Source organism: Streptomyces sp. NPDC002564 (assembly GCF_042889645.1).
GTDB lineage: Bacteria > Actinomycetota > Actinomycetes > Streptomycetales > Streptomycetaceae > Streptomyces.
In genome coordinates this window covers 903210-929311 of the sequence record NZ_JBIARE010000001.1, presented here as the reverse complement: position 1 = coordinate 929311, position 26102 = coordinate 903210, and the positions used below count along the sequence as shown (strand labels likewise).

Genomic DNA, 26102 nt, shown 5'->3' with positions numbered 1-26102 from the left:
TACATCCACAAGTTGTTGATCCTGTGCATCCTTGTCGCCGATGCCATGGAAGACGGACGAGGGGGACGTCTCGGTGTGTTGTGGGGGTGGGGGGCGGGATAGAACAGGGCGGTCAAACGGAGTGATCAATGCGGAGGAGGGGACGACCTCGTGGGCATCTTCAGTCGGCGGCAGACCGCCACCATCGAGCCGACGCCGGCGGGCGGGCCCTCGGGGGGTGGGGTCGCGCTCGATCCCTCGCTCGGTGATCTGACCGGGCAGTGGACCATCGACCGGCCGCACAGCCGGATCGGGTTCTCCGTGCGGCACGCGATGGTCACCACCGTGCGGGGGGCCTTCGCCGACTACGAGAGTTCGTTGTACTTCGACGGTGCGCGGCCCGCCGCCTCGCGGGCCGAGATCGTCATCCGTGTCGGCAGCGTCGACACCGGCGTGGAGCAGCGCGACGCGCATCTCGTCGGGGCCGACTTCTTCGACGCGCGCCGGTTCCCGGACATGGTGTTCCGCAGCACCTCCGCCGTCCACGAGGGCGGCGAGAGCTTCCGGATGGCCGGGGACCTGACCATCCGTGACGTCACCCGGCCCGTCGAGCTGCAGCTCGACTACCTGGGGTCGGTCGTCGACCCCTTCGGGTTCGAGCGGGTCGGGTTCGACGGGACCACCACCATCGACCGCACCGACTGGGGGCTCGTCTACAACCAGCGGCTCGCCACCGGCGGCACGATGGTCAGCGAGAAGGTCCGGCTGCAGTTCGACATTTCGGCCGTGCGGGCCGCCGGCGCCCCCGCGGCGTAACGCACCGGCTCCGACGCCCTCCGCGGCCGTCACGGGTTGGGGCGGATCGCCTCGGGGCGCATCGGGCCGGGCCGGATCGGGCCGGGTTGGATCGGGTCAGGTTGCATCGGGTCAGGTCGGATCGGGTCAGGCCGAGGCGGGGCGCGCTCAGTCGTCCGTGGGACGGCTCCGCGCGCCCTCCTCCTTCAGTGCCCTCGTCTCGCTCTTGAGGATGCGCATCGACTTGCCCACCGAGCGGGCCGCGTCGGGCAGCCGCTTCGAGCCGAACAGGGCGATCACCACGATCGCCACGATCAGTAGGTGCCAGGGCTCCAGGGCGTTGCGGATCATGGGGGGCCTCGCCTTTCGTGGGTTCGGGGGTCTCTTCTGCTGCGCGACAGTTGCTATATTGCGCAACTGTACAACCGTGGCGGGGTCGGCAGTGAGGTGGGCGGGATGGCTGGGGTCCGGCGGAAGCGCGGGCGCGGGCGGCGCGGACGGCGGATCGGCCTGGGAGTGCTGGGCGCCCTCGTGGTGCTCGGTGTGGGCGGCGGCGGGTGGATCTATCTCAAGCTGGACCGGAGCATCGACACGTTCAGCGCCGACGGCGTCTCCGGGGACCGGCCCGCCGGCAGCTCCGGCGGGCAGAACATCCTCGTCATCGGCTCGGACGCCCGTACCGGCGGCAACAAGGCCCTCGGCGGCGGCGACGCCCAGGACGTCGGGCGGTCGGACACCGCCTTCCTCCTGCACGTGTACGCCGACCAGCGGCACGCCGTCGCCGTCTCCATACCCCGCGACACCCTCGTCGACATCCCGCCCTGCAAGCTCCCGGACGGCAAGTGGACCGAGCCGCGGCAGCGGACGATGTTCAACGCCGCGTACTCCGTCGGGGAGACCGCGAAGGGCAACCCCGCCTGCACGCAGAACACCGTCGAGAAGCTGAGCGGGCTGCGGGTCGACCACACCGTCGTCGTCGACTTCAAGGGTTTCTCCGAACTCACCGACGTCGTGGGCGGCGTCAAGGTCTGCCTGCCCAAGGACGTGTACGAGCGGGACCTGAACCCGAACCGCACCGACCGCGGCAAGCAGATCTTCCGGCAGGGCGTCCAGGAGGTCGCCGGGCAGCGCGCCCTCGACTACGTCCGCATCCGGCACGGCATCGGGGACGGCTCCGACATCGGGCGCATCAAGCGCCAACAGGCCTTCGTGAGCGCCCTGTTGAAGAAGGTCAAGAGTGACGGTCTCAGCCCCGGCAAGCTGTTCCCGCTCGCCGACGCCGCCGTGCGCTCCATGACCGTCGACCCCGGGCTCGGCTCCGCCGACAAACTCATCTCCTTCGCGATGTCCATGAAGGACATCGACCTGCACAACACCAAGTTCGTCACCATTCCCTGGCGTTACGAAGGTGCCCGCGTCGCCGTCGTCGAGCCCGACGCCTCCGAACTGTGGACCGCCCTCAAGAACGACGAGCCCGTGGGCGGGGACGGTGACGGTGACGGCGGCAAGAAGGGGCGCGCGGACCGTGCCTCGTACGGTGAGGGCGTCTCCGTCGGCGTCTACAACGGCACCACCGTCGCCGGGCTCGCCGCCGACGCCGCCAAGTCCCTCTCCTCCCACGGGTTCACCGTCACCGGCACGGGCACCGTCACCGGTCGGGAGTACGCCACCACGGTCGTCGAGTACGCCCCCGGGCTGAAGTCCCGGGCCGAGACCGTCGCCCGCGCCTTCCCCGGAGCCGATGTCCGGGCCGCGAAGGACGGCGATGGTGGCGGTGACGGTGGGCGGTCCGGGGTCAGCGTGATCCTCGGGCAGTCGTATGTCGAGAAGAAGAAGGAGAAGGAGGAGGGGAAGGGGAAGGAGATGGGGCGGGAAGGGCAGGAGGGGGGCGGGGCCGCGAGCGGCGGTCGGGAGGACGCCCGGTCCGCCGATGACGGGCCCTGTTCCGACCTCTCCTACGGCTGAGACCGCCGTGGAGCGGTGCGGCCTGCCCCTTCTGCGGATCGATCCGCCGTGGAGCGGTGCGGACCCTCCCATGGCTCGGGCCTCCGCGGAGAACGGCGCGGCCCTCCTACCGTTCGAGCCGCCGCCTGGTGCGGTGGCCCAGCAGCCACAGTGCCGTCGCGTACAGCGCCAGCACCGCCGCCAGCAGGCCGTAGTACAGCGGCGGCAGCGCCGTCATCGCCAGCAGGGGGCCCAGCGGTGACAGCGGGAGCAGCAGGCCCGTGACCGCGAGGGCCGCCGCCGCCCACGTGACCGGGGTGGACCTGCCGCGGACGGTCCGCAGCAGCAGCATCACCAGGGCCTGCGTGAGCAGGTTCTCGGTGAACCAGCCGGAGTGGAACACCGACTCGTCCTCCGTGCCCGTCGGGCCGGGCACCGCGAGGGCGAGGACCGCGAAGGTCGCCAGGTCCGCCACGGCGTTGAGGACGCCGAACCCGGTGATGAAGCGGAGGAGGGCGCGCGGGCGCAACGCGGTGGGGCGGCGCAGGGCGGCGCGGGCCGGACGCTCGTACGCGAAGGCCAGCTGGGCCGCGTCGAAGCAGAGGTTCTGGGCCAGCACCTGGGCGGGGAGCATCGGCAGGAAGGGCAGCAGGAGGCCCGCCGTGAGCATCGCGATGACGTTGCCCAGGTTGGAGGAGAGCGTGATGCGCAGGTACGTCGCGATGTTCGCGCTGCTGCCCCGGCCCGCCGTGACGGCGTGGTCGATCGCCGTGAGGCCGGGGGTCCCCGCGGTGCCGCTGTCGGGCAGCACCACGTCCGCCGTCTCCCGCGCCACCGGCACCGCGTCGTGCGGCGCCACGCCCACGTCCGCCGTCCGCAGCGCGGGCAGGTCGTTGACGCCGTCGCCCAGGAAGCCGGTGGTGTGGCCGCGGGTGCGCAGGGCCTCGACGACGCGGGCCTTGTGGGCGGGGGTGCAGCGGGCGAAGACGGTGGTGCGGTGCGCCACGTCGGCCAGTTCGGCGGGGGTCAGCGCGTCGATGTCCGCCGCCGTGCGGACGTCGTCGGGGGCGAGGGCCACGCCCAGGTCGCGGCAGACGCGGGCGGCCGTGCCGGGGTGGTCGCCGGTGAGCAGCTTGACGGTGACCCCGCGATCCGCGAGGGCGCGCAGGGCCGGGCCGGCGGCCGGTGCCAGCTCGTCCCGCAGGGTGACGAAGCCGCGGAAGGTGAGGCCGCGGACGTCCGCGGGGGTCCAGTCGCGGTGGCGCGCGCGGCGGTCGGCGGTGGCGACCGCGAGGACCCGCAGGCCGTCCGCGGCGAGGCGGGCCGCGCGGTCGTGCAGGGGTGCGCGCTCCTCGTCGGACAGGGCGCAGTGCTCCAGGACGTTCTCGACGGCGCCCTTGACCACGAGGGTGTGCACGCCGAGGCCGGCGCCGGGGCGCAGCACGACGGCGGTGGCGAGGCGGCGTACCGGATCGAAGGGCAGCGCCGTGACGCCCTCGCAGGAGGTGAGGGCGTCCTCGCCGGCCGCGTCGAGGATCGCCTCGTCCAGCGCGTCCGGGGCGGGCGGGTCGGCCAGTTGGAGCGTCCACCAGGCGTTGACGGCCGCCCAGTGCAGGGCCTCGGGGGCGTCGTGGCCGTCGGCGGTCACGCCGCGCTCCACCACCGGGCGGTCCCGGGTGAGCGTGCCGGTCTTGTCGACGCACAGGACGTCCATCGCGCCCAGGTCGTGCAGGGCGGGCAGCCGCCGCACGATCACGCCGTGGGTCCGGGCCAGGCGGGCGGCGCCGCGTGCGAGGCACGTGGTGACGACGACGGGCAGCATTTCCGGGGTGAGCCCGACCGCGACCGCGACGGCGAAGGGCAGCGTCTCCAGGCCGCGACCGCGCAGCGCGGCGTCCGCCATGAGCACCAGCGGGGGCGTGAGCAGCATGAAGCGGATGAGGATCCACGAGATGCCGTGCACGGAGCGGTCGAAGGCGGTGGCGGCGGGGTCGAAGGCGGTGGCAGCGGGGTCGAAGGCGGTGGCGGCGGGGCGGGAGCCTGCCGCCCGGGCACCGGGGCTTGCGCCCTTTGCGGTCCGGGGTGTGGGAGTTCCGGTCGTCCGGGGGGAGGGGTTCCCGGTCCGGGGGGAGGGGTTCCCGGTCCGGGATGAGGCGCTTCCGGTCCGGGGTGAGGGGTTCCCGGTCCGGGATGAGGCGCTTCCGGTCCCGAGTGAGGGGGGCCCGGTCCCAGGCAAGGGGTTCCCGGCCCCGGGCAAAGGGCTTCCGGTCCCGAGTGAGGGGGTTCCGGTCCCAGGCAAAGGGTTCCCGGCCCCGGGCAAAGGGCTTCCGGTCCCGGCCGCACCGGCCGTCCCGACGCCCCCCGTCGCCGCCGCGAAGCGCGTGCGCCCGCCCGTCGCCGTCACCACCGCCGTGCCGCCGCCCGCCGTGACGCTGCTGCCCTGGAAGCAGCGGTGGGACTCGCCGGACGCTACGGGTACGGACGGGGCGGTGGTGGAGGCGGGCGGGAGCGGGGGCACCGGATGCTTGGGCACCGGTTCCGATTCCCCCGTCAGCGGCGCCTGGTTCACGTACAGGCCCCGCGCCGCGACGAGGTGGACGTCGGCCGGGACCAGGTCGCCGGGGCCGAGGCGGACGATGTCGCCGGGCACGAGCTGGTCGACGGGGAGTTCGCGGGGAGCCGGTGGCGCGTCGGCGGCGGGGCGGCGCACGACCGTCGCCGTGGTGGGCACGAGGTCGCGCAGGGCGTCCATGGCGCGGTCGGCGCGGTGTTCGCCGGTGGCGCGGAGCGCGCAGCTGACCGCCACCAGGAGTGTGATCACCCCGGCCGTCCCCCACGCCGACACGGTGGCGGAGACCAGGCCGAGGCAGAGCAGGACGGCGGTGAAGGGGTCGCGCAGGCCGCGGACGAAGCGGCCGGGCCACGGCGGGGTCCGCCGGGCGGGCAGCGTGTTCTCGCCGTGCCGGGCGAGCCGGAGGTCGGCCTCCTCGTCGGTGAGGCCGCGCGGTCCGGTGTCCAGCGAGCGCAGGATCTGGAGGGTGGTCGGCGCCGGTGCCGGGCCGCTTTCGGCGACGGCCCTCGGCGCCGGGGACGCCGGGCCGTCGGGCACGAGGCGGAGCCCCTCAGGCACCGGTTCCGCGCAGGCCCGCGGCCGGGGCGGCGGCCTCGGACCGGGACGCGAGCTGGGTGACCATCAGGCGTACGACCGTCACGACGTCGGGGTCGGCCACGAAGTAGACCATGCGGCGGCCCTCGCGGCGCGCGCCGACGAGCCCGGCGAGCTTCAGCTTGGTCAGGTGCTGGCTCACGGCGGGCAGCGCACCGCCCACCCGCTCGGCGAGGCCGCTCACGTCGCTCTCGCCCTGGGCGAGGACCCACACGAGGTGCAGGCGCGCGGTCGAGGCGAGCAGGCCGAAGGCCGCAGCCGCCTCCGTGAGCAGTTCGGCGGGCGGATCCCCGTGGGCCCCGTGGCCGCCGACACCCGTCGTCACCTGCCGACCTCCCGATCGTCTCCGCTGGTTACCGGGCAAGTCTAGGCGGGGCCGCGGCCTGCCGTCCCCGGTGCCGCGGGTCCCCGGGCATCGGGCATGCTGGCGGTCGGCGGCGGTCCCGACACGGCCGGCCGCCCCGCAGACCGAACGCCGTACGCCGTGCCCGGCACGGGTACGCAGAACACCGCCGCCGCGCGCGGCACGCGAAAGGAGGGCGCGCTCGTGGGCGACTGGATACGTTGCTTCCACCCCGCACCCGATGCCGGGACCCGTCTGCTCTGCTTCCCGCACGCGGGCGGTTCCGCCAGCGCCTACCACCCGCTGTCGGCCGCCGTCAGCGGTGTCGTCGACCCGCTGGTCGTGCAGTACCCCGGTCGTCAGGAGCGGTTCGGCGAGCCGTTCGCCGAGCGCTCGGAGGAGGTCGTCGACGCCGTGCTCGCCGCGCTGCCCGGGTGGGACAGGGGTGAGCCGACGGCGCTGTTCGGGCACAGCATGGGCGCGGTCCTCGCGTACGAGACGGCGCGCCGCATGAGCGCGGCGGGGCGGCCGCCGGTGGCGCTGTTCGTCTCCGGCCGGCAGGCGCCCTCGCTGCCCTGGCGGCCCGCCGCCCTGGTGCGGCCGGTGCACGAGATGAACGACCGCGAGCTCGTCGAGGAGATGCGGAGGCTGTCCGGCACCGCCGACGAACTGCTGTCCTCCCCGGAGCTGCTGCCGATCATCCTGCCGCCGGTACGCGCCGACTACCGGCTCCTGGACGGGCACGTCCACCGGAGCGGTCCGCCCCTCGACTGCCCGGTCGTGGTCCTCACCGGTGACGCCGACCCGCGCGTCACGGTCGAGAACGCCCGGCTCTGGGAGCAGGAGACGCGCGGCGACTTCTCCTGCCACGTGCTGACCGGCGGGCACTTCTTCCTCGACGGTCATCTGCCGTACGTCGCCGAGGTCATCGCCTCCGCGCTGCGCGACCGGAGCGGGGCGACGCCTTGACGGGCGGGGGCGCCTTGACGGGTTGAGGGGCGTGGGGGCGGGGGCAGGTTGAGGGGGGCGGGGGCGGGAGTACGAGCTCCGGCCTCGGCCCCCGGCGCCTCGCCCCGCTACCGCGGGCCGCTGTTTCGGGGTCCGCTGTCTCCAGAGGCGCGCTGTTTCCAGGGCCCCCGTCACGCCGAGCTGCGGCGCTTGGCCGTCGTCTTCTTCGCCGCGGCGGTCTTCTTGCCCGTCGCCGCCTTCTTGGCCGTGGTCCTGCTGCCGGTCGCCTTGGGAGCGGTCTTCGTCGCGGTCTTCGTCGCGGTCTTCGCCGTGGCCTTCGTCGCGGTCTTCGCGGGCGCCGTCGCCTTGGTCGCCCGCTTCCGGGCGGGTTCGGACTTCTTCTTCGTCGCGGACGACGTCGACTTCTTGCCGCCCACCTCCTTGGGCGTCGTCCGGGACGTCCGGGACGCCCGGGAGGACGGGCGCGCGAGCGGCGTGACCACGGCGACCTCGTCCTTGTCGCCGTCGGCGCCCTTGGCACCCTTGCCGCTCTTGCCGCTCTTGCCGCCGGCCGGGGCCCGGCCGCCCTTCGATCCGCCGCCCCCGGCCGTGCGGGCCGCCCGGACGCTGTTCTCCAGCGCGGCCATCAGGTCGATGACCTTGCCGCCGTCCTCGTCCGCCGGGGCGGGCTCGGCCGGGGCCGTGCCGTCGGCCTTCGCGGCGACGAGTTCCTCGACGGCCGCGCGGTAGTCGTCGTGCAGGGTGCTGATGTCGACCTCGCCGAGGGTGTCCATCAAGGCGTCCGCCAGATCCAGCTCGGCCTCGCGGACGGTGACCTTCCCCTCGGGGGCCACCCCTTCGGGCGCGCGGATCTCGTCCGGCCACAGCAGCCCGTGCAGGGCGATCACGTCGTCGACCACGCGCAGCATGCCGAGCCGCTCCCGGCCCCGCAGCGCGAACCTGGCGACGGCCACCTTCTCGCTCCGCTTGAGCGCCTCGCGCAGCAGCGTGTACGGCTTGGCCGCGGGGACGCCGTTCGCCTCCAGGTAGTACGCGGTGTCCATCTGGAGCGGGTCGACCCGGTCCACCGGGACGAAGGCGACGATCTCGATGGTCTTGGCCGTCGGGACGGGCAGCGCGGCCAGGTCCTCGTCGGTGACCGGGACGATCGAGCCGTCGGCGTCCTCGTACCCCTTGCCGATCTCCGCCGTCGGCACCTCGCGGTCCTCCAGCTCGCACACCTTGCGGTAGCGGATGCGGCCGCCGTCCTCGGTGTGGACCTGCCGGAAGGAGACCGAGTGGTTCTCGGTGGCGTTCACGACCTTGATCGGGATGCTGACCAGGCCGAAGGAGATCGCGCCGTTCCATATGGATCGCACAGTCCGACACCTCGCGAAGGGGAGGGATGGGGAAGAAGGAGGAGGAAGAGAAGGGAGGTAAGGAAGAGACAAGGCCGGAGCCGGAGAAGGACCAGGGGATCCGTCAGACACTTCATGGCGTTATGAGCGTTTTATGGGACTCTCATCCTATGACGCCGATCACAGAGGTGGAGGGGCGACGGCTCACGCTCAGCAATCTGGACAAGGTCCTGTATCCCGCGAGCGGCTTCACCAAGGGCGAGGTGCTGCACTACTACGCGAGCACGGCCGAGGCCCTGCTCCCGCACCTCGCGCACCGGCCCGTCTCCTTCCTGCGCTACCCGGACGGACCGGACGGGCAGCGGTTCTTCACCAAGAACGTGCCGCCGGGGACACCCGACTGGGTGCACACCGCGGACGTGCCGCGCTCCGCCGGCGTCTCGCGCCAGGTCGTCGTGCAGGACCTGCCCTCGCTGATGTGGGCGGCGAACCTGGTCACCGAGTTCCACACCCCGCAGTGGCGGGACGAGGCGCCGGGGCGGGCCGACCGACTGGTGTTCGACCTGGACCCCGGGGAGCCGGCCACCGTCGTGGAGTGCTGCCGGGCCGCGAGCTGGCTGCGGGAGCGGCTGGCGGCCGACGGTCTGACCGCGTACGCGAAGACGTCCGGCAGCAAGGGCCTGCACCTCCTCGTGCCGCTGGAGCCGACCCCCTCCGAACGGGTCACCTCGTACGCCAAGGACCTCGCCGTCGAGGCCGAGCGCGAGCTGCCCGACCTCGTCGTGCACCGCATGACGCGCAGCCTGCGCCCCGGCAAGGTCTTCGTCGACTTCAGCCAGAACGCGGCCGCCAAGACCACCGCCACGCCCTACACCCTGCGGGCCCGCCCCGAGCCGACCGTCTCGGCGCCCGTGACGTGGGCCGAGGTCGAGGAGTGTGACGACGCGGCGCGGTTGGCCCTCACCGCACGGGACATCGCGCCGCGGCTGGCACGGCACGGCGATCTGCTCGCCCCGCTGCTGGATCCGGCCCGGGCGGGATCGCTGCCCGCCGGGTGACCGTGACCCGTATCACGTCTAATCAAGTTTGATCAGAGAGCGGACGAGGCATACCCTCTGCGTCAGTAGTCAAAGTTGATGAGTCGGCAGGCCCGGCGCACGACGAGCAGAGGAGACCGCGTGACCCCTCTTCCCGATCTTCCCGACACCGGATACGTCCCGACCGCCGAGGACCGCGCGAGCCTGGACGCCTGGTTCGCCGCGTACGACGCGCACAGCGCGCAGCGCGACGTGGAGCGCATGGCCGACCTGGCCGTCTTCCCGCTCAACCTGGTCAGCGACGACTCCGCGGGCGACGGGCGGTCGGCGCAGTGGGACCGGGAGCAGTTCGTGGGGACGATGACGCACGTGATGGGGGACGGGAGCGAGGACATCCGCTTCGAGTCGACGCGGACGCCCGTCTTCCTCTCCCCCGCGATGGCCGTCGTCTTCACCGACTCGGCGATGACGACGGGCGGCGAGACGCAGCACCTGCGCTACGCCGACATCCTGATCAGGCGGGGCGGCTCCTGGGCCTTCCAGACCATGATCCAGGGGGGCTGGGGCGACAACCTCTGACGGCCCGGGGCGGCCCGCCCCGGCGGGTCAGACCCGCTCCCAGGTGCGGCGGTCCCTGGCGAGCGCGTGCAGGGCCTCCACGTCGGCCGGTTTCAGCACCCCGCCCAGCCGGGCGAGGCCCGGCACGTCCGCCTCGCGCAGCACCCGTACGTCACGGGGCGGTGCCGCCACCGCCAGGTCGGCGGTGCCCGTCCCGGCCAGCGCGAGCACCGGGCGGACCTCGGCCGTCAGCGCGAACGAGGCGCGGCCCGCGTCGGCGCGGACCGTGCGGAGCAGCGGGACCGGCTCGCCGCGGCCGACGGCGACCATCGGGTCGGCGATGCGCACCCGGTGCTTGCGGACCGCGAGGGTCGCCACGCAGAACAGGCCGCCGGGGCCGATCAGCAGATGGTGGATGCGGGCGCCGCCGGGCAGCGGCACGGAGTGCAGCACCCGCCAGCCCGCGCCCTCCAGCGCGTCCAGGGCCGCGCCGACGCCCTGTTCGGCGGCCAGCGCGCGGTGCCGGGGGTCGGCGCGCAGCCTGCGGGCGGGCGCCGGGTCCCGGTCCAGGGCGATCACCAGGGCCTCGCCGGGGCGGTTGGGGGCGAGGTCGTCGTCCGGGTGGAGGGCGAGGCGGGCGAGCTCGGCCGGGGTGGGCGCGGGCGGCGGGCCCACCGTGACCTGGCCGGTCAGGAAGGGCGCGAGGGCGTCCAGGACGTCGCCCTCGTGGTCCTCGCTCAGCAGGTTGACGCGGGACGACTCACGGTCGTACCAGGCGACGCTCCTGCCGTCCGCGAGGCACACGTACAGCCGCTCCCGGCCGTGCTGCCAAGCCGGTACGACGCGCAGTCCGGTCATGCGCCACCACCCCCTCGACCATGGGAACAGCCCGCACGCGCCCCCGGCAAGAAGCCCGCCGCCGCGGAGCGGGGCCGATGCGGCTCCGCACCGGGTCCACCCGGTCCGGGCGGGACGCCCCCCTGGTCCCGTAACGGCACCGCCCGCACAGCTATGGACCCCTGTTACATAGCCGACGAATTGCCGCAATAGCGGACATCTAACTTCGTAGCTGTCCCCCCGATCACGCCGGAGCGATCAGCCGACCGAAGGTAAGGAACACCCCGTGAGCACCCACCGCCGCCACACCCTCCTCCGTACCGCCGCCGTCTCCACCCTCGTCGGCGGAGCGCTGCTGCTCCCGGCCGCGGGCGCCTTCGCGGACTCCCCGGCGCCCGACGCCTCGGCGTCGCAGAGCCAGCCGCCGAAGCCGGACGACGCCTCCTCCGGCAAGCCGTCCGAGAAGCCGACGCACAAGCCGCAGAAGGGCGAGGTCTACGAGGTCACGCTCGGCAACGGCGCAAAGGCGAGGATCCAGAACCGCGGCGGCTCGTACGTGGCGACGATCTCCCTCAAGGGCAAGGAGATCGCAACCCTCTCCGCCACCCACCCGACGGTCACCCAGGGCGGCGTGAAGTACGAGCTGCACCCCTCCAACGGGCACATCGGGATCACGTACCTGAACGGCAAGGGCGACAAGGACCACGGCAAGAAGGACCAGAAGGTCACCCCGCAGCCGAAGCCGCACACCGGCGGCGCGGGCGACAAGACCGTCACCCCCAAGGGCGGCGTCAAGGCCGGTGCCGAGAACGTGCGGAGCGCGGGCGACCCGGCGTTCCTGGTGGCGGGCGGCGGCATGGCCGCGGCCGGCGCGGCCGGTCTCGGCTTCGCGATGCTGCGCCGCGGCCGCACGGACGCTTGACCTCCGGCCCCGCGCCCGCTCCCGCCCCTTCCGCCGGCCGCCGGACGGCCCTCACCGTCCGGCGGCCACAGCCCTGCCGTCCCTCCCCTCCCCCACAGGAGTTCCCCGTGCGCACCTCCACCGGCCCCGAGCCCGACGCCCCCGACGAGACGCAGGACACGGCCCGGCAGCGCCGCCGCACCACCCGCATCGCGGCCGCCGCGGCCCTCACCGTCGCCCTCGGCGTCGGCCTGATCGCCTGCGGGCAGGGCGGCAACGGCGACCCGGCCCCCGACGTCAAGGTGCACAACGCGGCCACGGCTCAGGCCAAGCAGGCCGTCGCCCCGCTGAAGAAGTCGAAGCCGACCGGCCTGCGCATCCCCGCGGCGGGCGTCGACGCGAAGTCGATGCTCGACCTCAGGACCGGCGCGGACGACGAGCTGGAGGTGCCGCCCGCCGACAAGGCCGACGAGCCCGGCTGGTGGACCGGCGGGGTCACGCCCGGCGAGAAGGGCGCGGCCGTGATCGTCGCGCACTACGACACGGCGAACGGCCCCGCGTTGATGAAGAACGTCGCGAAGGTCAAGGTGGGTGACACCATCGAGGTGCCGCGCGCGGACGGCAGCACGGCGACGTTCAAGGTGCGGGAGATCCAGCAGGTCGACAAGAAGGACTTCCCCACCAATAAGGTGTACGGGACGACCGACCGGCCCGAACTTCGCCTGCTGACCTGCGGCGGCCCCATCGTGGACGGTCACCGCTCGGACAACATCATCCTCTACGCCGACCTGGTGACGTGACAACAGGCCTGGTGCCACGACAGGCCGCGTTCCGCGGCGGGCAGGAGTGCAGTGAACCGCAGCCGGCTCTCGGCCGCCGCCTTCGCCGTGCTCGCCGCCCTCGTGGTCGCCGGGTGCGGCGACCCGGGCGGGCTGCGGGGCGCCGGCGCGACGCCGACCGCCGAGGGCCCCACCCATCTCTGGCCCGACCTGCCCTCCCCCTCGGCGCCCGCCGAGGACTACGGCGCCATAGAGAGCGTCAAGGTCGACGGCGTCCGGGTGCCCGACGGCGACCTGCACAAGGTGGACCCGGCCGACGTCGTCCGCGCGGACTTCACCCAGAACCCCGGGACGTACGAGCGCTCGGACTCCGCGTACCGGCAGACCGTCGCGCGGCTCAAGGACTGCGCCGCCGACAACTCCGGCGAGAGCGGCCGGTGTCCGGTCCTCAAGGCGTACTACCGCGACCTGACCGGTGACGGCAGGGACGACCTGATCGTCGGCGTCTCCACGCCCGACGACAACCTCGACATCCGCGTCTACGCCGAGGAGAAGCGGCAGCTGACGCAGATCATGGAGATGAGCGACGCCGTGCTCGGCGTCGAACTGGCCGGGCGCGACCTGATCATCCGGGCCATCTCCAGCCTCGCCGGGTACGAGTACCACACGGTCTGGTCCTGGGACGCGCACCAGAAGGCGATGCTGCCGACCCGCGACGAGATCGTCCGCTCGGCCAACGCGCCCCGGCCCGCGTCGCCCCGCCCCTCCCCCGCCCGGCCCTCCGCCAGCGCCTCGCCCTCCGCCAGCGCCTCGCCCTCCGGGGACGGCACGCGGTGAGCCGCCGTACGCCGCGCGGGCCGCGGCTGCCCGCCTGGACGGCCACCCTCACGTGGAAGGCCGCCGTCTTCATCACCGTCATGTGCTGCGCGCTCGCCGCGCTGCTCGGCGCGCTCGTGCACGTCTCGGTGACCAACCAGACCGTGGGCCAGGCCCGCGAGCGCGCGCTCTCCCACCTCAAGGAGGTCACCGAACGGTACGAGGCCGGTGACCGGCTCGGCCCCGGCGCGGGCATCGACCCGGACGGGCTGCCCCCGCGGCTGCGCGAGCTCGCGGCGAGCGGGGAGCGCGGCACCATGGTCGCCGCCCACGACACCCGGCCGACGATGTGGGCCGCCGGGCCCGCCGACGGTGGCCGCGCCATCGCCGTGCAGGTCGACTACGCGCAGGGCGCCCGCACCATCGACGGGCTCGACCGGGCGATCCTCGGCTCCTCGGTGCTCGCGATCGGGGCGACGCTGCTGGTCGGCGCGTTCGCCGTGACGCGCGTGACGCGGCGGCTGCACCAGACGGCACAGGTGGCCCGGCGGATCAGCGCGGGCGACCTGGACGCCCGGGTGAAGGACCCGCACTCGGGGCCGGACGCGACGGGCGCGCCGCGCCACCAGGACGAGGTGGCGGCGGTCGCCGGGGCGCTGGACACCATGGCGTCGACGCTGCAGGGCAAGCTCCTGAGCGAGCAGCGGTTCACCGCGGACGTGGCGCACGAGCTGCGCACCCCGCTGACCGGGCTGCACGCGGCGGCGGAACTGCTGCCGCCGGGCCGGCCGACCGAGCTGGTGCGCGACCGGGTGGCGGCGCTGCGCACGCTGACCGAGGACCTCCTGGAGATCTCCCGGCTCGACGCGAAGAGCGAGCGGGTGGACCTGGACGCCCACCGGCTCGCTCCATTGGCGGAGCGGGTGGTGCGCTCCTCGGGCGGCGCCGCCGAGCTCGCCGTCGTCCGCGACGTGTGCGTGGAGACGGACCGGCGGCGGCTGGAGCGGGTGCTGGGCAACCTCGTCGGCAACGCGCTCAAGCACGGCCGTCCGCCGATCCTCGTGACGGTCGACGGGCCCGTCGTCACCGTGCGGGACCACGGCGAGGGCTACCCCGGCTACCTCGTGGAGCACGGGCCGCAGCGGTTCCGCACCGAGGGCACCACCAAGGGGCACGGCCTCGGGCTGACGATCGCGCTCGGCCAGGCCCGGGTCCTCGGGGCGCGGCTCACCTTCGCCAACGCGGCGGACGGCGGGGCGGTGGCGACGCTGCGGTTGCCCTTCGAGGAGACGCCCGAGGGCGGCGGCGACGGCGCCGAGCCGCGCCAGGACCCGCCGCGCACGTCCCGCCGTCCGGCCGGGTGACGGAACCCCGGACGGCGCGGCACCGTGCCCCGTCGGGAGGGGTGAGTTGTGCCCCGTCGGGGGTGCGCCGTGCCCCGTCCGGAGGTGCTCCGTGCTCCGTTCGGAGGTGCTCCGTGCCCCGTTCGGGGGTGCGCCCGCCCGTGTGACGTCCGGTTGCGCCTCCCCATCGGGCCGCTTTTAGTGTGCTATGCGGCCTTTGACCAGGCGTCAGGGCCATCCGATCCGCCCTTCCCCGAGGAGGCCCCCATGTCCCTGCGGACCACCACCATCCGGCTCGGCATACTCGCCGCCGGCGGCGCCCTCGCCGCGCTCACCGCGGCCGGTCCCGCCGTCGCCCTGGACGACGCCAACAACCACCCGCCCGTCTACAAGGGCCGCGTCACCGCCAAGTCCGGCCTCCTGCTCCGCGACGCCCCGACCCGGGGCAGCCGGGTGATCCGCAGCGAGCCCTACGGCAAGGTCGTCACCATCTACTGCAAGACGACCGGCGACCGGGTGGGCCACAACAACCTCTGGTACCTGCTCACCGACGGCACGTGGGCCTGGGGCGCCGCGTACTACATCCAGAACATCGGGCAGGCGCCGCGCTGGTGCTGACGCCCCTTCAGGCCACGTGGCCGACATAGCAGGCATAAGCGGAATTCCCTCCGATTGCTTGCTACGTTCCGGTCATGGCCGGAACGAGGACGGGCACCGCACCCCCCGCGGTCCCCGCTGTGCGCGTCCCCCGGCGCCGTGGCACCGAACTCGTCCTGCTCGTCGTCGCCGTCCTGCTCTCGGTGTACGGCTACTGCGACGTCGGTCTCGCCAAGAACGGCACCGTCCCGCCCGGCGCCGCCGGTTACGGCGCCGGGCTCGGTGCGCTCGCCCTCCTCGCGCACCTCGCCGTCCGCTTCCGCGCCCCGTACGCCGATCCGCTGCTGCTGCCCATCGCGGTGCTCCTCAACGGCCTGGGCCTGGTGCTCATCTACCGGCTCGACCTGGAGACCCCGCACGACGAGGCGGCGCCGGCCCAGCTGATCTGGTCGACCGTCGGCGTCGGCCTGTGCGTCGCCGTCGTCCTCCTGCTGCGCGACCACCGCCTGCTGCAGCGCTACGCCTACCTCTCCGTCGTCGCCGCGCTGATCCTGATGATCGTGCCGATCTTCTTCCCCTCGGTGAACGGCGCCCGGATCTGGATCAGGGCCGGCGCCTTCTCCATCCAGCCCGGCGAGTTCGCCAAGGTCCTGCTCGCGGTCTTCTTCGCCAGCTACCTCGCGGCCAACCGCAACGCGCTCGCCTACACCGGCCGCACCGTCTGGCGGTTCACGCGCCTCCAGCTGCCCACCGGCCGGGTGCTCGGCCCCATCGTCGCCATCTGGCTGCTGAGCGTCGGCGTCCTGGTCCTGGAGCGCGACCTCGGCACCTCGCTGCTGTTCTTCGGGCTCTTCGTGATCCTGCTGTACGTCGCCACCGGACGCATCGGCTGGATCGCGGTGGGTCTGGTGCTCGCCGCGTTCGGCGCCTTCGCGGTCGGCTCGCTGGAGCCGCACGTGCACGGCCGGGTGCAGGACTGGCTGCACCCCTTCGCCTCCATCGACGCGGGGCAGGGGCCCAACCAGCTCGCCCAGTCGCTCTTCGCGTTCGCGGCCGGCGGGATGCTCGGCACCGGGCTCGGGCTCGGGCACTCCATCCTCATCGGCTTCGCCGCGAAGTCCGACTTCATCCTGGCCACCGCGGGCGAGGAGCTCGGCCTCACCGGCCTGTGCGCGATCTTCCTGCTCTACGCGCTGCTCGTGGAGCGGGGCTTCCGGGCCGGGCTGGCGCTGCGCGACCCCTTCGGGCGGCTGCTCGCCATCGGGCTCGCCTCGATCGTCGCGCTGCAGGTCTTCGTCATCGCGGGCGGCGTCACCGGGCTCATCCCGCTCACCGGCATGGCGATGCCGTTCCTCGCGCAGGGCGGTTCGTCCGTCGTCACCAACTGGATCATCGTCGCGCTGCTCATCCGGCTCAGCGACTCGGCCCGCGGCCAGCCCGTCCCCGGGGAGAGCGCGTGACCAGGTACATCCGGCACGCCGCCGCCTTCTGCGCGCTGCTGCTGCTCGCGCTGCTGGTGAACGCCACCCGCGTGCAGGTCGTCCGCTCCGACGCCCTCGACGCCAACCCCGCCAACCGCCGGGGCGCCATCGTCCGCTTCGACCAGCCGCGCGGCGACATCCTGGTCGACGGGCGTCCGGTCACCGGCTCCCGGGACACCGGCGAGCAGCTCCGCTACGAACGGACGTACAAGAACGGGCCGTTGTACGCCCCCGTGACCGGGTTCGCCTCGCAGGTGTACGGCACGACCTTCCTGGAGAGCGCCGAGGACGGCATCCTGTCCGGCACCGACCCGATGCTGGCCCCGCTCCCGCTGTGGAACGACCTGACCCGCGCGCAGAACCCCGGCGGCCGGGTCGAGACCACCATCAAGGCGGCCGTGCAGCAGGCCGCGTACGCGGGTCTGGGCGGCAAGCGGGGGGCGGTCGCCGCGATCGAGCCGTCGAGCGGGAAGATCCTCGCGCTGGTCAGCGCCCCCTCGTACGACCCGGAGCGGCTGTCGGGGACGCGCCGGTCGGTCGCGGACTCCTGGGCGGAGCTGAACTCCGACGCGAGCAAGCCGATGCTGAACCGGGCGATCCGCCAGACCTACCCGCCCGGTTCGACGTTCAAGGTGGTGACGGCCGCGGCGGCGCTGGACTCCGGCGCGGTGACCGACCTGGACGCGCCGACGAAGTCGCCGAACCCGTTCACGCTGCCGGGCACCAGCACCCAGCTGACCAACGAGGTCGACGGCTGCACCGACGCCTCGCTGCGGTACGCCTTCCAGTGGTCGTGCAACACGGTCTTCGCGAAGCTGGGCGCCGACACCGGCCTCGGCCCGATGCTCGGCACCGCGCGGAGCTTCGGGTTCAACGACCGCGGCCTGAAAATCCCCTCGTCCGTGGCGGCCAGCAACTTCGACACCTCGATGGACCGCGCGCAGCTCGCGCTCTCCGCGATCGGGCAGTACGACACCCGGGCGACGCCGCTGCAGATGGCGATGGTGTCGGCGGCCGTGGCGAACGGCGGCATCGTCGAGTCGCCGCACCTGGTGGACCGCACGACCACGGACGACGGCGACGTGGTCGACACGAAGGGCGCCACCTCGCGCCAGGCGATGAACCCGGGCACGGCGATGCAGCTGCGCGAGATGATGACGCAGGTCGTCGAGGAGGGCACCGGCACGAACGCCGCGATCCCCGACGCCACGGTCGGCGGCAAGACCGGCACCGCCCAGCACGGCATCGACAACACGGGGACGCCCTACGCCTGGTTCATCTCCTGGGCGCAGGCCGAGGACGCCGGGCAGCCCGCGGTCGCGGTCGCCGTGGTGGTCGAGGACGCGTCGGCGGACCGCGGGGACATCAGCGGCGGCGGCAGCGCGGCCCCGATCGCGAAGGCCGTGATGGAGGCGGCGCTGGCGCACTGAGGGCGGGACCGGGGCGGGCGGTCCCGGCCGTCAGACCGACTCGCCGGACGCGATCGCGTCCGACACCTCCGCCACGCGCGCGTGCTCCTCGGCCGCGAAGCGCTCCGCGTCGAGCTTCTCGGCGATCTCCTCGTCCTGGGCCATCAGCTGGTCGAGGTTGGCGTTGCCCATCTCGAAGACGCCCATGTCGACGTAGGCCTCCTGCAGGCGCTTGCCCCACAGGCCGATGTCCTTGACGCAGGGCACGATCCGGGAGAAGAGCAACTGGCGGAAGAGCGCCAGGAATTCGGACTGCTCGCTGTACTCCTCGGCCTGCTTCTTGGGGATGCCGAAGTTCTCCAGGACCTCCACGCCGCGCAGCCGGTCGCGCATCAGGTAGCAGCCCTCGATGACGAACTCCTCGCGCTCGCGCAGTTCCGCGTCCGAGAGCTGCTGGTAGTAGTCGCGCAGCGCCATCCGCCCGAACGCGACGTGCCGGGCCTCGTCCTGCATGACGTAGGCGAGGATCTGCTTGGGCAGCGGCTTGTCGGTGGTGTCGCGGAGCATGCCGAACGCGGCGAGCGCGAGGCCCTCGATGAGGACCTGCATGCCCAGGTAGGGCATGTCCCAGCGCGAGTCGCGCAGGGTGTCGCCGAGCAGCGACTGCAGGTTGTCGTTGATCGGGTACAGCATCCCGATCTTCTCGTGCAGGAAGCGCCCGTAGATCTCCGCGTGCCGCGCCTCGTCCATGGTCTGGGTCGCGGAGTAGAACTTCGCGTCCAGGTCGGGGACCGACTCGACGATGCGGGCGGCGCACACCATGGCGCCCTGTTCACCGTGCAGGAACTGGCTGAACTGCCAGGAGGTGTAGTGCTTGCGCAGCTCGCCCTTGTCCTTGTCGGTCATCTTCGCCCAGTGGGGCGTGCCGTAGAGGGTCATCGCCTCGTCGGGGGTGCCGAGCGGATCGTACGGATCGACTTCCAGGTCCCAGTCGATGCGCTTGGCGCCGTCCCACTGCTTGTCCTTGCCCTTCTGGTAGAGGGCCAGGAGCCGGTCGCGCCCTTCGTCGTACTCCCAGCTGAAGCGGGCCGAACTGGCTGACGGTACTTGCCAGTTGAGTCCAGCCGGCGGACTGGTGTAAAGCTCGTGCGTCGCCATGACGGCAGGCTCACACGCTACTGGACAAGGGGTCAACAAGTCGTGCGCAAGGGATTGACGGCCTTGCTGACAAGCAGTCTCATAAGACTTGACCGCCGGTAACCCGCGACAAGGCAGGAACAGTCATGACGACCGTGACGGAAGACGTTTCGCTCGAGGGCCTGCGGGACGCGCTCGGACTGCTCAAGGACCGGGAACAGGTGGCGGCCCGGCTCCTGGAGTCGTCCGCCAAGCACTCCTTCGACCCCGACAGGGAACTCGACTGGGACGCACCGGTCGAGGAGGGCAAGTGGTTCTGGCCGCCGGAGCTCGTCTCCCTCTACGACACCCCGCTGTGGAAGCGGATGTCCGAGGAGCAGCGCCTGGACCTGGCCCGGCACGAGGCCGCCTCGCTCGCCTCGCTCGGCATCTGGTTCGAGATCATCCTGATGCAGCTGCTGGTGCGGCACATCTACGACAAGTCGGTGACCAGCAACCACGTGCGGTACGCGCTCACCGAGATCGCCGACGAGTGCCGGCACTCGATGATGTTCGCGCGGATGATCGAGAAGGGCGGCGCCCCCACCTACCCGGTCACGCGCCTGAACCACAACCTGGCGCGGATCCTGAAGACGGTCTCCACCACCCCCGGCTCCTTCGCCTGCACGCTGCTCGGCGAGGAGATCCTCGACTGGATGCAGCGCCTCACGTTCCCGGACGAGCGCGTCCAGACGCTGGTGCGCGGCGTGACCCGCATCCACGTCGTCGAGGAGGCCCGCCATGTGCGGTACGCCCGTGAGGAGTTGCGGCGCCAGATGGTCACCGCGCCCCGCTGGGAGCGGGCGCTGACGCGGGTCAGCTGCGGGGAGGCGGCCCGGGTCTTCTCCCTCGCCTTCGTCAACCCCGACGTCTACACGAACGTCGGCCTGGACCGCCGCGAGGCCGTCGCCCAGGTGCAGGCGAGCGGCCACCGCCGCGAGGTCATGCAGACCGGGGCGAAGCGGCTCACCGACTTCCTGGACGACATCGGGGTGCTGCAGGGCGTCGGGCGGCGGCTGTGGCGGTCGTCGGGGCTGCTGGCCTGAGCATCCGCACCGGGCGGGCGGTGTGCGGCCGATCGGGCCGTTCCCCGCTCCCCTGGCGGGGCGCGGGCCGAGTTACCCTGCGAGGCATGACCTCGCCCGCCACCACACCCGCGTACCGCCGCCTGAGCGTCGAGGCGCGGCGGCGGCAGCTGCTCGACTCCGCGCTCACCCTCTTCGCGCACCGCGCGCCCGAGGAGGTCAACCTCGACGACGTCGCGGAGGCGGCCGGCGTCTCGCGCCCCCTCGTCTACCGCTACTTCCCCGGCGGCAAGCAGCAGCTGTACGAGGCCGCGCTGCGGTCGGCCGCCGACGACCTGGAGCAGTGCTTCGCCGAGCCCCCGCAGGGCCCCCTCACCCAGCGCCTCTCCCGCGCCCTCGACCGCTACCTGGCCTTCGTCGACCAGCACGACGCGGGGTTCAGCGCGCTGCTGCAGGGCGGCAGCGTGGTGGAGACCTCGCGCACGACCGCCATCGTGGACGGCGTGCGCAGGGCCGCCGCCCGGCACATCCTCAGCCACCTGGACGTGCCGGACCCCGGGCCGCGGCTGCGGATGACCGTCCGGATGTGGATCACGGCGGTCGAGGCGGCCTCGCTGATCTGGCTCGACGAGGACAAGCAGCCGCCGCTGGACGAACTGCGGGACATGCTGGTGCAGCAGTTCATGGCGGTGCTCGTGGCGACCGCCGGACGCGACCCGCAGACCGCCGCCGTCGTGCGGTGGGCCCTGACCCTGGAGACCCCGGACGGGCCCGTCGGGGACCTCGCCCGCCAGGTGCTGCCCGTGGTCGCCGACGCGGCGCACCTGCTCTGACGGTGCCGGTGTGACACTGGGGGCGTGAAGAGCGAAGAGACCCCCTTCGTGGGCGGCCCCCTGGACGGCCGGTCACTCCCGGTGCTGCTCGGGCCGACCGGGCACCCGCCGAAGGTGTACCGCGTCCCCGTCCCGGACGACGCGGGCGGCCCGCCGACCGTCCTGGTCTACCGCCGGGTGGCCGTCGACACCGGCAGGCGGCTCTCGCTGACCCCGAAGTGGCGCTACGAGTACGACGCCCACGGCGACCGGGGCGGCGGCCTGAAGTGGCCGTGGTCGAAGCCGGGCCGATCCTGAGCCGCGGCGCAACGTCCCGCGCCGCGCGGCGCCTGGACGAGTGACCTCATTGGGCCGACCGCCCACCGCCCGGAGGCGGACCGGCCGGGGCGGGCCGATGCTCGCGGTGCGTGACGGAGAGGCCGTCCCGCACCGGAGGTGATCACGTGTCAGGAAGGTTGCTGCGGTGGGTCTGTACGGGTGCCGTCGTGGGTGCCCTGGTCATGACCGCTCCCGGGGCACACGCGGCCCCCGCGCCCGCGCCGGACCCCGGACAGCGCCCCGTCTCCGAGCTCCTGACGGACCTTCAGCGCCGGTACCGGTCGGCCGAGGAGGCCGCGGAGACGTACAAGGCGACCGCGGAGAAGCTGCGCACCCACCGGGCGAGCGCCGCGGACCTGGACCGGAAGCTGGCCAGGGCGCGCGCCTCGGTGCGGGACAGCCGGGGCGCCGCCGGACGGTTCGCCCGGCAGCAGTACCAGGGCGCCGGCGAGCTCTCCCCCTATATGCGCCTGCTGCTCGCCCGCGACCCGCAGCGCGCCCTCGACCAGGGCCACGTCATCCAGCGGGTGGCCGCGGGCCGGGCCGCCACCGTGCGCCGGCTGACCGGCGGCGAGAAGCGGGCGGGCGTGCTCGCGGGCGCCGCCCGCCGGGCCCTGGCCACCGAGACGGCCCTGGCCGCCCGGCAGAAGAAGCAGCGGGACGCGGCCGACAGCGGCCTCAGGGAGGTCGAGGAACTGCTCTCCTCGCTGAGCGTCGACGAGCTCGTCGCGCTGCGGCAGGCGGAGGAGGCGGGCACCGCCGAGGCGCAGCGGCGCTTCCTGTCCTCCGGCGCGCTCGGCGGCAGCCCGGCCACCCGGCCCCCGTCCCGGCAGGGCAACGCGGCCCTCGACTACGCGGTACGGCAGATCGGGCGGCCCTACGAGTGGGGTGCCGAGGGCCCGGACGCCTTCGACTGCTCGGGGCTCACCTCACGGGCCTGGGCGCACGCCGGCCGCAAGATCCCGCGGACCAGCCAGGAACAGTGGGCCGAGCTGCGCCGCGTACCGCTGTCCAAGCTGCGCCCGGGCGACCTGGTCGTCTACTTCCCCAAGGCCACGCACGTGGCGATCTACCTGGGCGGCGGCAAGGTCGTCCAGGCGCCGCGCCCCGGGTCGCGCGTCAAGGTCTCCCCCATCGCGGCGAACCCGGTGCTCGGCGCCGTGCGGCCCGACCCCGGGGGCCGGGCCATGTCCGGCTACACCCCGCCGAAGCTGCCCGCGGGCGCCGCGTCCGGCAGCGACCTCGGGTACAGCAGGGCTCAGCCGCCGGGCGCGACCGACTCCAGGTAGGCGGCGGCCTTCCCGGGGTCGTAGAAGAAGTTCTCGAAGTCGGCCGGGTTGTCGAAGCCGTTGGCGAACCGGTCGGCGACGGGCTGCAGCTGCCCCGCCGCCCCGAGGATGTTCAGGACGTGCTCGGGCGGGGCACCCAGCATCGCGTTGGTCCACTTGGTGACCCACTGCGCGGTGTCCCAGTAGCGGTCGAACGCCGACTGCATCCACGCCTCGTCGAACGGCTCGTCGCCGTGCTCGACGATGGAGGAGATGTACGAGGCGGCGCACTTGGACGCCGAGTTGGAGCCCTGGCCGGTGATCGGGTCGTTGGCGACGACGACGTCGGCGACGCCCAGGACCAGGCCGCCGCCGGGGAGCCGGCCGATCGGCTTGCGCACGGTCGGGGCGTAGCGGCCCGCCAGCGTGCCGCCCGCGTCGGTCAGTTCGACCTTGGTGGCGCGCGCGTACTCCCAGGGCAGGAACTTCTCCAGCAGCTCCAGCGTCAGCGCCAGGTGCTCCGAGGGGTCCTTGACGCCCTGGAAGGCGTCGAGCGGGCCGCCGGGCACGCCCTCCCAGAAGAGGATGTCCGCGCGGCCGGACGTGGTGAGCGTCGGCATGACGAAGAGCTCGCCGACGCCGGGCACGAGGTTGCAGCGCACCGCGTCGAACTCGGGGTGCTCGGGGCGCGGGCCGAGGCCGTGCACGTACGCCACCGAGAGAGCACGCTGCGGCTCGGCGAACGGCGAACGGGCCGCGTCGCGCTCGAACATGGAGACCAGCTCGCCCTTGCCCGCGGAGACCAGGACCAGGTCGTAGGTGCGGGAGAAGTAGTCGAGGTCGGAGACCGCCGCGCCGTGGATGACCAGCTGGCCGCCGCGCTGCGCGAACGTCTCCATCCAGCCCGCCATCTTCACGCGCTGGTCGACGGACTGGGCGTACCCGTCCAGCTTGCCGACCCAGTCGATGACGCGGGAGGAGTCCGGGCCCGCGACCGAGACGCCGACGCCCTCGATCCGCGGGGCCTGCGACTCCCAGAAGTTGGCCTGGATGTCGCGCTCGTGCTGGAGCGCGGTGTGGAACATGCACTGCGTGGACATGACCCGGCCGGACCGGATCTCGTCCGCGGTGCGGTTGGACATCAGGGTGACCTCGTACCCCTGTGCCTGGAGTCCGAGGGCGATCTGGAGCCCGGACTGGCCGGCTCCGACGACAAGTATCTTCCGCATGGGGGCACTTCTCCTACGTACGTTCTGACGGGCGGATGCCGTGGGGGGTGGCGTCGGCTACTCGGGGGTGACGTCCAGCGCGTGCGCGACCAGGGCGAGCAGCGACTCGACGACCGAGATCCGCCGGCGCGCGTCCATGATCAGCACGGGGATGTGCGGCGGCACCGTCAGGGCCTCGCGCACGTCGGCGGCCGCGAACTCGGTGCTGCCGTCGAAGTGGTTGACGGCCACGACGTACGGCAGGCCGCAGCTCTCGAAGTAGTCGAGCGCGGGGAAGCAGTCGGACAGGCGGCGGGTGTCGGCCAGCACGACGGCGCCTATCGCGCCGCGCACCAGGTCGTCCCACATGAACCAGAACCGCTGCTGGCCGGGCGTGCCGAACAGGTAGAGGACCAGGTCGTCGTCGAGCGTGATGCGGCCGAAGTCCATCGCGACCGTCGTGGTCGTCTTGTCCGGGGTGCCGCTGAGGTCGTCGGTGTCGGCGCTCGCCTGCGTCATCAGCGCCTCCGTCTGGAGGGGCGTGATCTCGGAGACGGCGGTCACCAAGGTCGTCTTGCCGACGCCGAAACCGCCCGCCACCACGATCTTCGTGGCGATCGGAGCACGTGACCTGTCCGTCTGCCAGGCCTGCAACTGACCCTCGTCCTCGAGGAGTTCAGAGACGGCGGAGTCCACTCAGCACCCTTTCCAGCAGTGCGCGGTCGGGCTGACCCGGGCCGTGGCCCGTTCCGTACACGCGGATCTTTCCCTGGTCGGCGAGGTCGCTGAGCAGCACGCGGACCACGCCGAGCGGCATCTTGAGGAGGGCCGCGATCTCCGCCACCGTGCGCATGCGGCGGCAGATCTCGACGATCGCCCGCATCTCCGGCATGACCCGCGCCAGCGAGCCCTTGGGCAGCTCCAGGCGCTCCTCGGGCGCTTCGAGCGCGGCGACGAACGTCTCGACGAGCAGCACGTGCCCGAACCGGGTCCGGCCGCCGGTCAGCGAATAGGGGCGGACGCGGGCGGGTTTTCTGTCGCCGCCGCGCTGCGGCAGCTTCGCGGGCCCACTGCTGCTGCTCATCGGGCGCTCTCCATCGACTGGCGCAGCTCGCTGCGGAGTTCGGGGGTGAGGACGTGCCCGGCGCGGCCGACGAAGAGCGCCATGTGGTATGCCACGACGCTCATGTCGCAGTCCGGGGTGGCGTGCACGCCGAGCAGCGAGCCGTCGCTGATCGCCATGACGAAGAGGCTGCCCTCCTCCATGGCGACGACGGTCTGCTTGACCCCGCCGCCGTCCATCAGCTTGGCGGCGCCGATGGTGAGGGAACCGAGCCCGGACACGATGGTGGCCAGGTCGGCGCTCGACCCCTTGGGCCCGGTGGGCCGGTCCGCGGGGACCTCGGCGTTGCGGCCCGGGTCGGAGGAGAGCAGCAGCAGCCCGTCGGAGGACACGACCGCGACGGAGAGGAGCCCGGGCACCTCCTCCACCAGGTTCGTCAGGAGCCAGTGCAGGTTTCGGGCTTCGCTGCTCAGGCCGTACGTGGCGGGTTCGGCGGAAGAACTGGGCGTGCGCATGGGCGCAGTCAACTGCTTGCCTCCTCGACTGGGTCCCCCATTACGTCTGCGGCTCGTGCGTTCTCTTCGTTTCCCCGTGCCGGTGTCGCCGGTTCCTCCCCGGCGATCTCGGCCTCCACGTCCCGGCGGCCGCTGATCGCGCCCCGGTGGAAGCCGCCGAGACGCCGGCGCAGGGCCTCGGCGTCCACGGACCCGGAACGCGGCTTGGGCGCCGCGGCCACGGGCGCGGAAATCTTCGGCGTCCGCTTGGGCAGGCCCTTGTCGGTGACCCGCTCCCATTTGGGCCCCTCACCCTCGCCCTCGCCCTGAGCGGCGCTCTCGGGGGCGGTCGCGGCCTCGGCGGCCGACTCTCCCGACGGCTCGGGCTCGGCGTCCTCCCGCTCGTCGGTGACCCGCTCCCACCTG

The 26102-nt window shown here is 73.1% G+C and carries 26 protein-coding genes and 1 pseudogene; 16 read left to right on the top strand and 11 right to left on the bottom strand.

The annotated features are described in order from the left end of the window. Positions 1–150: 150 nt before the first annotated feature. Positions 151–795: a YceI family protein gene (locus tag ACFYXE_RS04235; RefSeq protein WP_389308634.1), complete on the top strand. Its 645-nt coding sequence runs from the start codon at positions 151–153 to the stop codon at positions 793–795. Positions 796–942: 147 nt separating this feature from the next. Here the strand turns inward: ACFYXE_RS04235 and tatA are convergent, their stop codons facing one another. Beyond that, on the bottom strand, positions 943–1125 hold the full coding sequence (gene tatA / locus ACFYXE_RS04230; protein ID WP_389308632.1) for a Sec-independent protein translocase subunit TatA: 183 nt from the start codon (positions 1123–1125) through the stop codon (positions 943–945). A 105-nt stretch (positions 1126–1230) separates the two neighbouring features. Here tatA and ACFYXE_RS04225 point away from each other — a divergent pair, with 105 nt between their 5' ends. Continuing rightward, the gene (locus ACFYXE_RS04225) at positions 1231–2739 is read left to right on the top strand and encodes an LCP family protein (protein WP_389308630.1); all 1509 of its coding nucleotides are present in this window, start codon (positions 1231–1233) and stop codon (positions 2737–2739) included. Between the two features lie 106 nt (positions 2740–2845). Here the strand turns inward: ACFYXE_RS04225 and ACFYXE_RS04220 are convergent, their stop codons facing one another. Further along, on the bottom strand, positions 2846–5827 hold the full coding sequence (locus tag ACFYXE_RS04220; protein ID WP_389308628.1) for an HAD-IC family P-type ATPase: 2982 nt from the start codon (positions 5825–5827) through the stop codon (positions 2846–2848). Positions 5828–5840: 13 nt separating this feature from the next. Continuing rightward, positions 5841–6209 carry an ArsR/SmtB family transcription factor gene (locus ACFYXE_RS04215; RefSeq protein ID WP_389308626.1) on the bottom strand — a complete coding sequence of 123 codons (369 nt, stop codon included), beginning with the start codon at positions 6207–6209 and terminating at the stop codon, positions 5841–5843. 222 nt (positions 6210–6431) lie between these two features. Here ACFYXE_RS04215 and ACFYXE_RS04210 point away from each other — a divergent pair, with 222 nt between their 5' ends. Then, a complete protein-coding gene (locus tag ACFYXE_RS04210) occupies positions 6432–7196 on the top strand; it encodes an alpha/beta fold hydrolase (protein ID WP_361167400.1) in 765 nt (254 codons plus the stop codon). 170 nt (positions 7197–7366) lie between these two features. Here the strand turns inward: ACFYXE_RS04210 and ACFYXE_RS04205 are convergent, their stop codons facing one another. Continuing rightward, positions 7367–8554, bottom strand: a complete 1188-nt coding sequence (locus tag ACFYXE_RS04205) for a Ku protein (RefSeq protein WP_389308623.1) — start codon at positions 8552–8554, stop codon at positions 7367–7369. Positions 8555–8703: 149 nt separating this feature from the next. Here ACFYXE_RS04205 and ligD point away from each other — a divergent pair, with 149 nt between their 5' ends. Together ligD and ACFYXE_RS04195 are read left to right on the top strand one after the other, a co-directional pair. Further along, entirely contained in the window at positions 8704–9591 is an 888-nt protein-coding gene (gene ligD, locus ACFYXE_RS04200) for a non-homologous end-joining DNA ligase (protein ID WP_389308621.1), read from the top strand. A gap of 120 nt (positions 9592–9711) precedes the next feature. Next, on the top strand, positions 9712–10149 hold the full coding sequence (locus ACFYXE_RS04195; protein WP_389308619.1) for a nuclear transport factor 2 family protein: 438 nt from the start codon (positions 9712–9714) through the stop codon (positions 10147–10149). Positions 10150–10176: 27 nt separating this feature from the next. Here ACFYXE_RS04195 and ACFYXE_RS04190 read toward each other — a convergent pair whose 3' ends face one another. After that, positions 10177–10986 carry a nuclease-related domain-containing protein gene (locus tag ACFYXE_RS04190; RefSeq protein WP_389308617.1) on the bottom strand — a complete coding sequence of 270 codons (810 nt, stop codon included), beginning with the start codon at positions 10984–10986 and terminating at the stop codon, positions 10177–10179. Between the two features lie 265 nt (positions 10987–11251). On the opposite strand from ACFYXE_RS04190, the gene ACFYXE_RS04185 reads away from it, so the two are divergent. The 7 genes from ACFYXE_RS04185 to ACFYXE_RS04155 all read left to right on the top strand — a co-directional run bounded on the left by ACFYXE_RS04185 (position 11252) and on the right by ACFYXE_RS04155 (position 18312). Next, complete coding sequence (locus ACFYXE_RS04185; RefSeq protein WP_389308615.1) at positions 11252–11887, top strand: hypothetical protein; 636 nt, start codon at positions 11252–11254, stop codon at positions 11885–11887. A 188-nt stretch (positions 11888–12075) separates the two neighbouring features. Further along, complete coding sequence (locus ACFYXE_RS04180; RefSeq protein WP_389309517.1) at positions 12076–12666, top strand: class F sortase; 591 nt, start codon at positions 12076–12078, stop codon at positions 12664–12666. A gap of 51 nt (positions 12667–12717) precedes the next feature. After that, a complete protein-coding gene (locus tag ACFYXE_RS04175; RefSeq protein ID WP_389308613.1) occupies positions 12718–13482 on the top strand; it encodes a hypothetical protein in 765 nt (254 codons plus the stop codon). Then, entirely contained in the window at positions 13479–14825 is a 1347-nt protein-coding gene (locus ACFYXE_RS04170) for an ATP-binding protein (protein WP_389308611.1), read from the top strand. The genes ACFYXE_RS04175 and ACFYXE_RS04170 overlap by 4 nt, the downstream gene beginning before the upstream one ends. A gap of 246 nt (positions 14826–15071) precedes the next feature. Further along, positions 15072–15422 (top strand): SH3 domain-containing protein, encoded by a 351-nt coding sequence (locus tag ACFYXE_RS04165; protein WP_361167427.1) that lies wholly within the window; start codon positions 15072–15074, stop codon positions 15420–15422. 74 nt (positions 15423–15496) lie between these two features. Next, positions 15497–16861 carry an FtsW/RodA/SpoVE family cell cycle protein gene (locus ACFYXE_RS04160; RefSeq protein WP_389308608.1) on the top strand — a complete coding sequence of 455 codons (1365 nt, stop codon included), beginning with the start codon at positions 15497–15499 and terminating at the stop codon, positions 16859–16861. Then, positions 16858–18312: a penicillin-binding transpeptidase domain-containing protein gene (locus tag ACFYXE_RS04155; protein WP_389308606.1), complete on the top strand. Its 1455-nt coding sequence runs from the start codon at positions 16858–16860 to the stop codon at positions 18310–18312. Before ACFYXE_RS04160 ends, ACFYXE_RS04155 begins: the two co-directional genes overlap by 4 nt. A 30-nt stretch (positions 18313–18342) precedes the next feature. Here the strand turns inward: ACFYXE_RS04155 and ACFYXE_RS04150 are convergent, their stop codons facing one another. Next, a complete protein-coding gene (locus ACFYXE_RS04150) occupies positions 18343–19449 on the bottom strand; it encodes a ferritin-like domain-containing protein (RefSeq protein WP_361167436.1) in 1107 nt (368 codons plus the stop codon). A gap of 125 nt (positions 19450–19574) precedes the next feature. On the opposite strand from ACFYXE_RS04150, the gene ACFYXE_RS04145 reads away from it, so the two are divergent. The 4 genes from ACFYXE_RS04145 to ACFYXE_RS04130 all read left to right on the top strand — a co-directional run bounded on the left by ACFYXE_RS04145 (position 19575) and on the right by ACFYXE_RS04130 (position 22932). Then, entirely contained in the window at positions 19575–20513 is a 939-nt protein-coding gene (locus ACFYXE_RS04145; protein ID WP_361167439.1) for a diiron oxygenase, read from the top strand. Positions 20514–20599: 86 nt separating this feature from the next. Then, complete coding sequence (locus tag ACFYXE_RS04140; RefSeq protein ID WP_389308603.1) at positions 20600–21325, top strand: TetR/AcrR family transcriptional regulator; 726 nt, start codon at positions 20600–20602, stop codon at positions 21323–21325. A gap of 24 nt (positions 21326–21349) precedes the next feature. Further along, positions 21350–21622: a hypothetical protein gene (locus ACFYXE_RS04135; protein ID WP_389308601.1), complete on the top strand. Its 273-nt coding sequence runs from the start codon at positions 21350–21352 to the stop codon at positions 21620–21622. A 146-nt stretch (positions 21623–21768) separates the two neighbouring features. Beyond that, positions 21769–22932: a C40 family peptidase gene (locus ACFYXE_RS04130; protein ID WP_389308599.1), complete on the top strand. Its 1164-nt coding sequence runs from the start codon at positions 21769–21771 to the stop codon at positions 22930–22932. Here ACFYXE_RS04130 and ACFYXE_RS04125 read toward each other — a convergent pair. The 5 genes and pseudogenes from ACFYXE_RS04125 to ACFYXE_RS04105 form a co-directional block, all read right to left on the bottom strand. Continuing rightward, positions 22902–24140 (bottom strand): styrene monooxygenase/indole monooxygenase family protein, encoded by a 1239-nt coding sequence (locus tag ACFYXE_RS04125; RefSeq protein WP_389308597.1) that lies wholly within the window; start codon positions 24138–24140, stop codon positions 22902–22904. The two genes, ACFYXE_RS04130 and ACFYXE_RS04125, sit on opposite strands and share 31 nt — an antisense overlap. A gap of 57 nt (positions 24141–24197) precedes the next feature. Next, complete coding sequence (locus ACFYXE_RS04120) at positions 24198–24815, bottom strand: ATP/GTP-binding protein (RefSeq protein ID WP_361167453.1); 618 nt, start codon at positions 24813–24815, stop codon at positions 24198–24200. Continuing rightward, positions 24796–25203 (bottom strand): DUF742 domain-containing protein, encoded by a 408-nt coding sequence (locus ACFYXE_RS04115; protein ID WP_361167456.1) that lies wholly within the window; start codon positions 25201–25203, stop codon positions 24796–24798. Before ACFYXE_RS04115 ends, ACFYXE_RS04120 begins: the two co-directional genes overlap by 20 nt. Further along, positions 25200–25697, bottom strand: a complete 498-nt coding sequence (locus tag ACFYXE_RS04110; protein WP_361167459.1) for a roadblock/LC7 domain-containing protein — start codon at positions 25695–25697, stop codon at positions 25200–25202. Before ACFYXE_RS04110 ends, ACFYXE_RS04115 begins: the two co-directional genes overlap by 4 nt. A gap of 8 nt (positions 25698–25705) precedes the next feature. Further along, a pseudogene (locus tag ACFYXE_RS04105) lies at positions 25706–26102 on the bottom strand (histidine kinase); the annotation flags it as partial.

Bases quoted from the DNA above. Each gene is read 5' to 3' on its own strand.
- ligD (WP_389308621.1), top strand. From the start codon at position 8,704: ATGACGCCGATCACAGAGGTGGAGGGGCGACGGCTCACGCTCAGCAAT.
- ACFYXE_RS04150 (WP_361167436.1), bottom strand. From the start codon at position 19,449: ATGGCGACGCACGAGCTTTACACCAGTCCGCCGGCTGGACTCAACTGG.
- ACFYXE_RS04145 (WP_361167439.1), top strand. From the start codon at position 19,575: ATGACGACCGTGACGGAAGACGTTTCGCTCGAGGGCCTGCGGGACGCG.
- ACFYXE_RS04115 (WP_361167456.1), bottom strand. From the start codon at position 25,203: ATGAGCAGCAGCAGTGGGCCCGCGAAGCTGCCGCAGCGCGGCGGCGAC.
- ACFYXE_RS04160 (WP_389308608.1), top strand. From the start codon at position 15,497: ATGGCCGGAACGAGGACGGGCACCGCACCCCCCGCGGTCCCCGCTGTG.
- tatA (WP_389308632.1), bottom strand. From the start codon at position 1,125: ATGATCCGCAACGCCCTGGAGCCCTGGCACCTACTGATCGTGGCGATC.
- ACFYXE_RS04140 (WP_389308603.1), top strand. From the start codon at position 20,600: ATGACCTCGCCCGCCACCACACCCGCGTACCGCCGCCTGAGCGTCGAG.
- ACFYXE_RS04165 (WP_361167427.1), top strand. From the start codon at position 15,072: ATGTCCCTGCGGACCACCACCATCCGGCTCGGCATACTCGCCGCCGGC.
- ACFYXE_RS04125 (WP_389308597.1), bottom strand. From the start codon at position 24,140: ATGCGGAAGATACTTGTCGTCGGAGCCGGCCAGTCCGGGCTCCAGATC.
- ACFYXE_RS04225 (WP_389308630.1), top strand. From the start codon at position 1,231: ATGGCTGGGGTCCGGCGGAAGCGCGGGCGCGGGCGGCGCGGACGGCGG.
- ACFYXE_RS04190 (WP_389308617.1), bottom strand. From the start codon at position 10,986: ATGACCGGACTGCGCGTCGTACCGGCTTGGCAGCACGGCCGGGAGCGG.
- ACFYXE_RS04110 (WP_361167459.1), bottom strand. From the start codon at position 25,697: ATGCGCACGCCCAGTTCTTCCGCCGAACCCGCCACGTACGGCCTGAGC.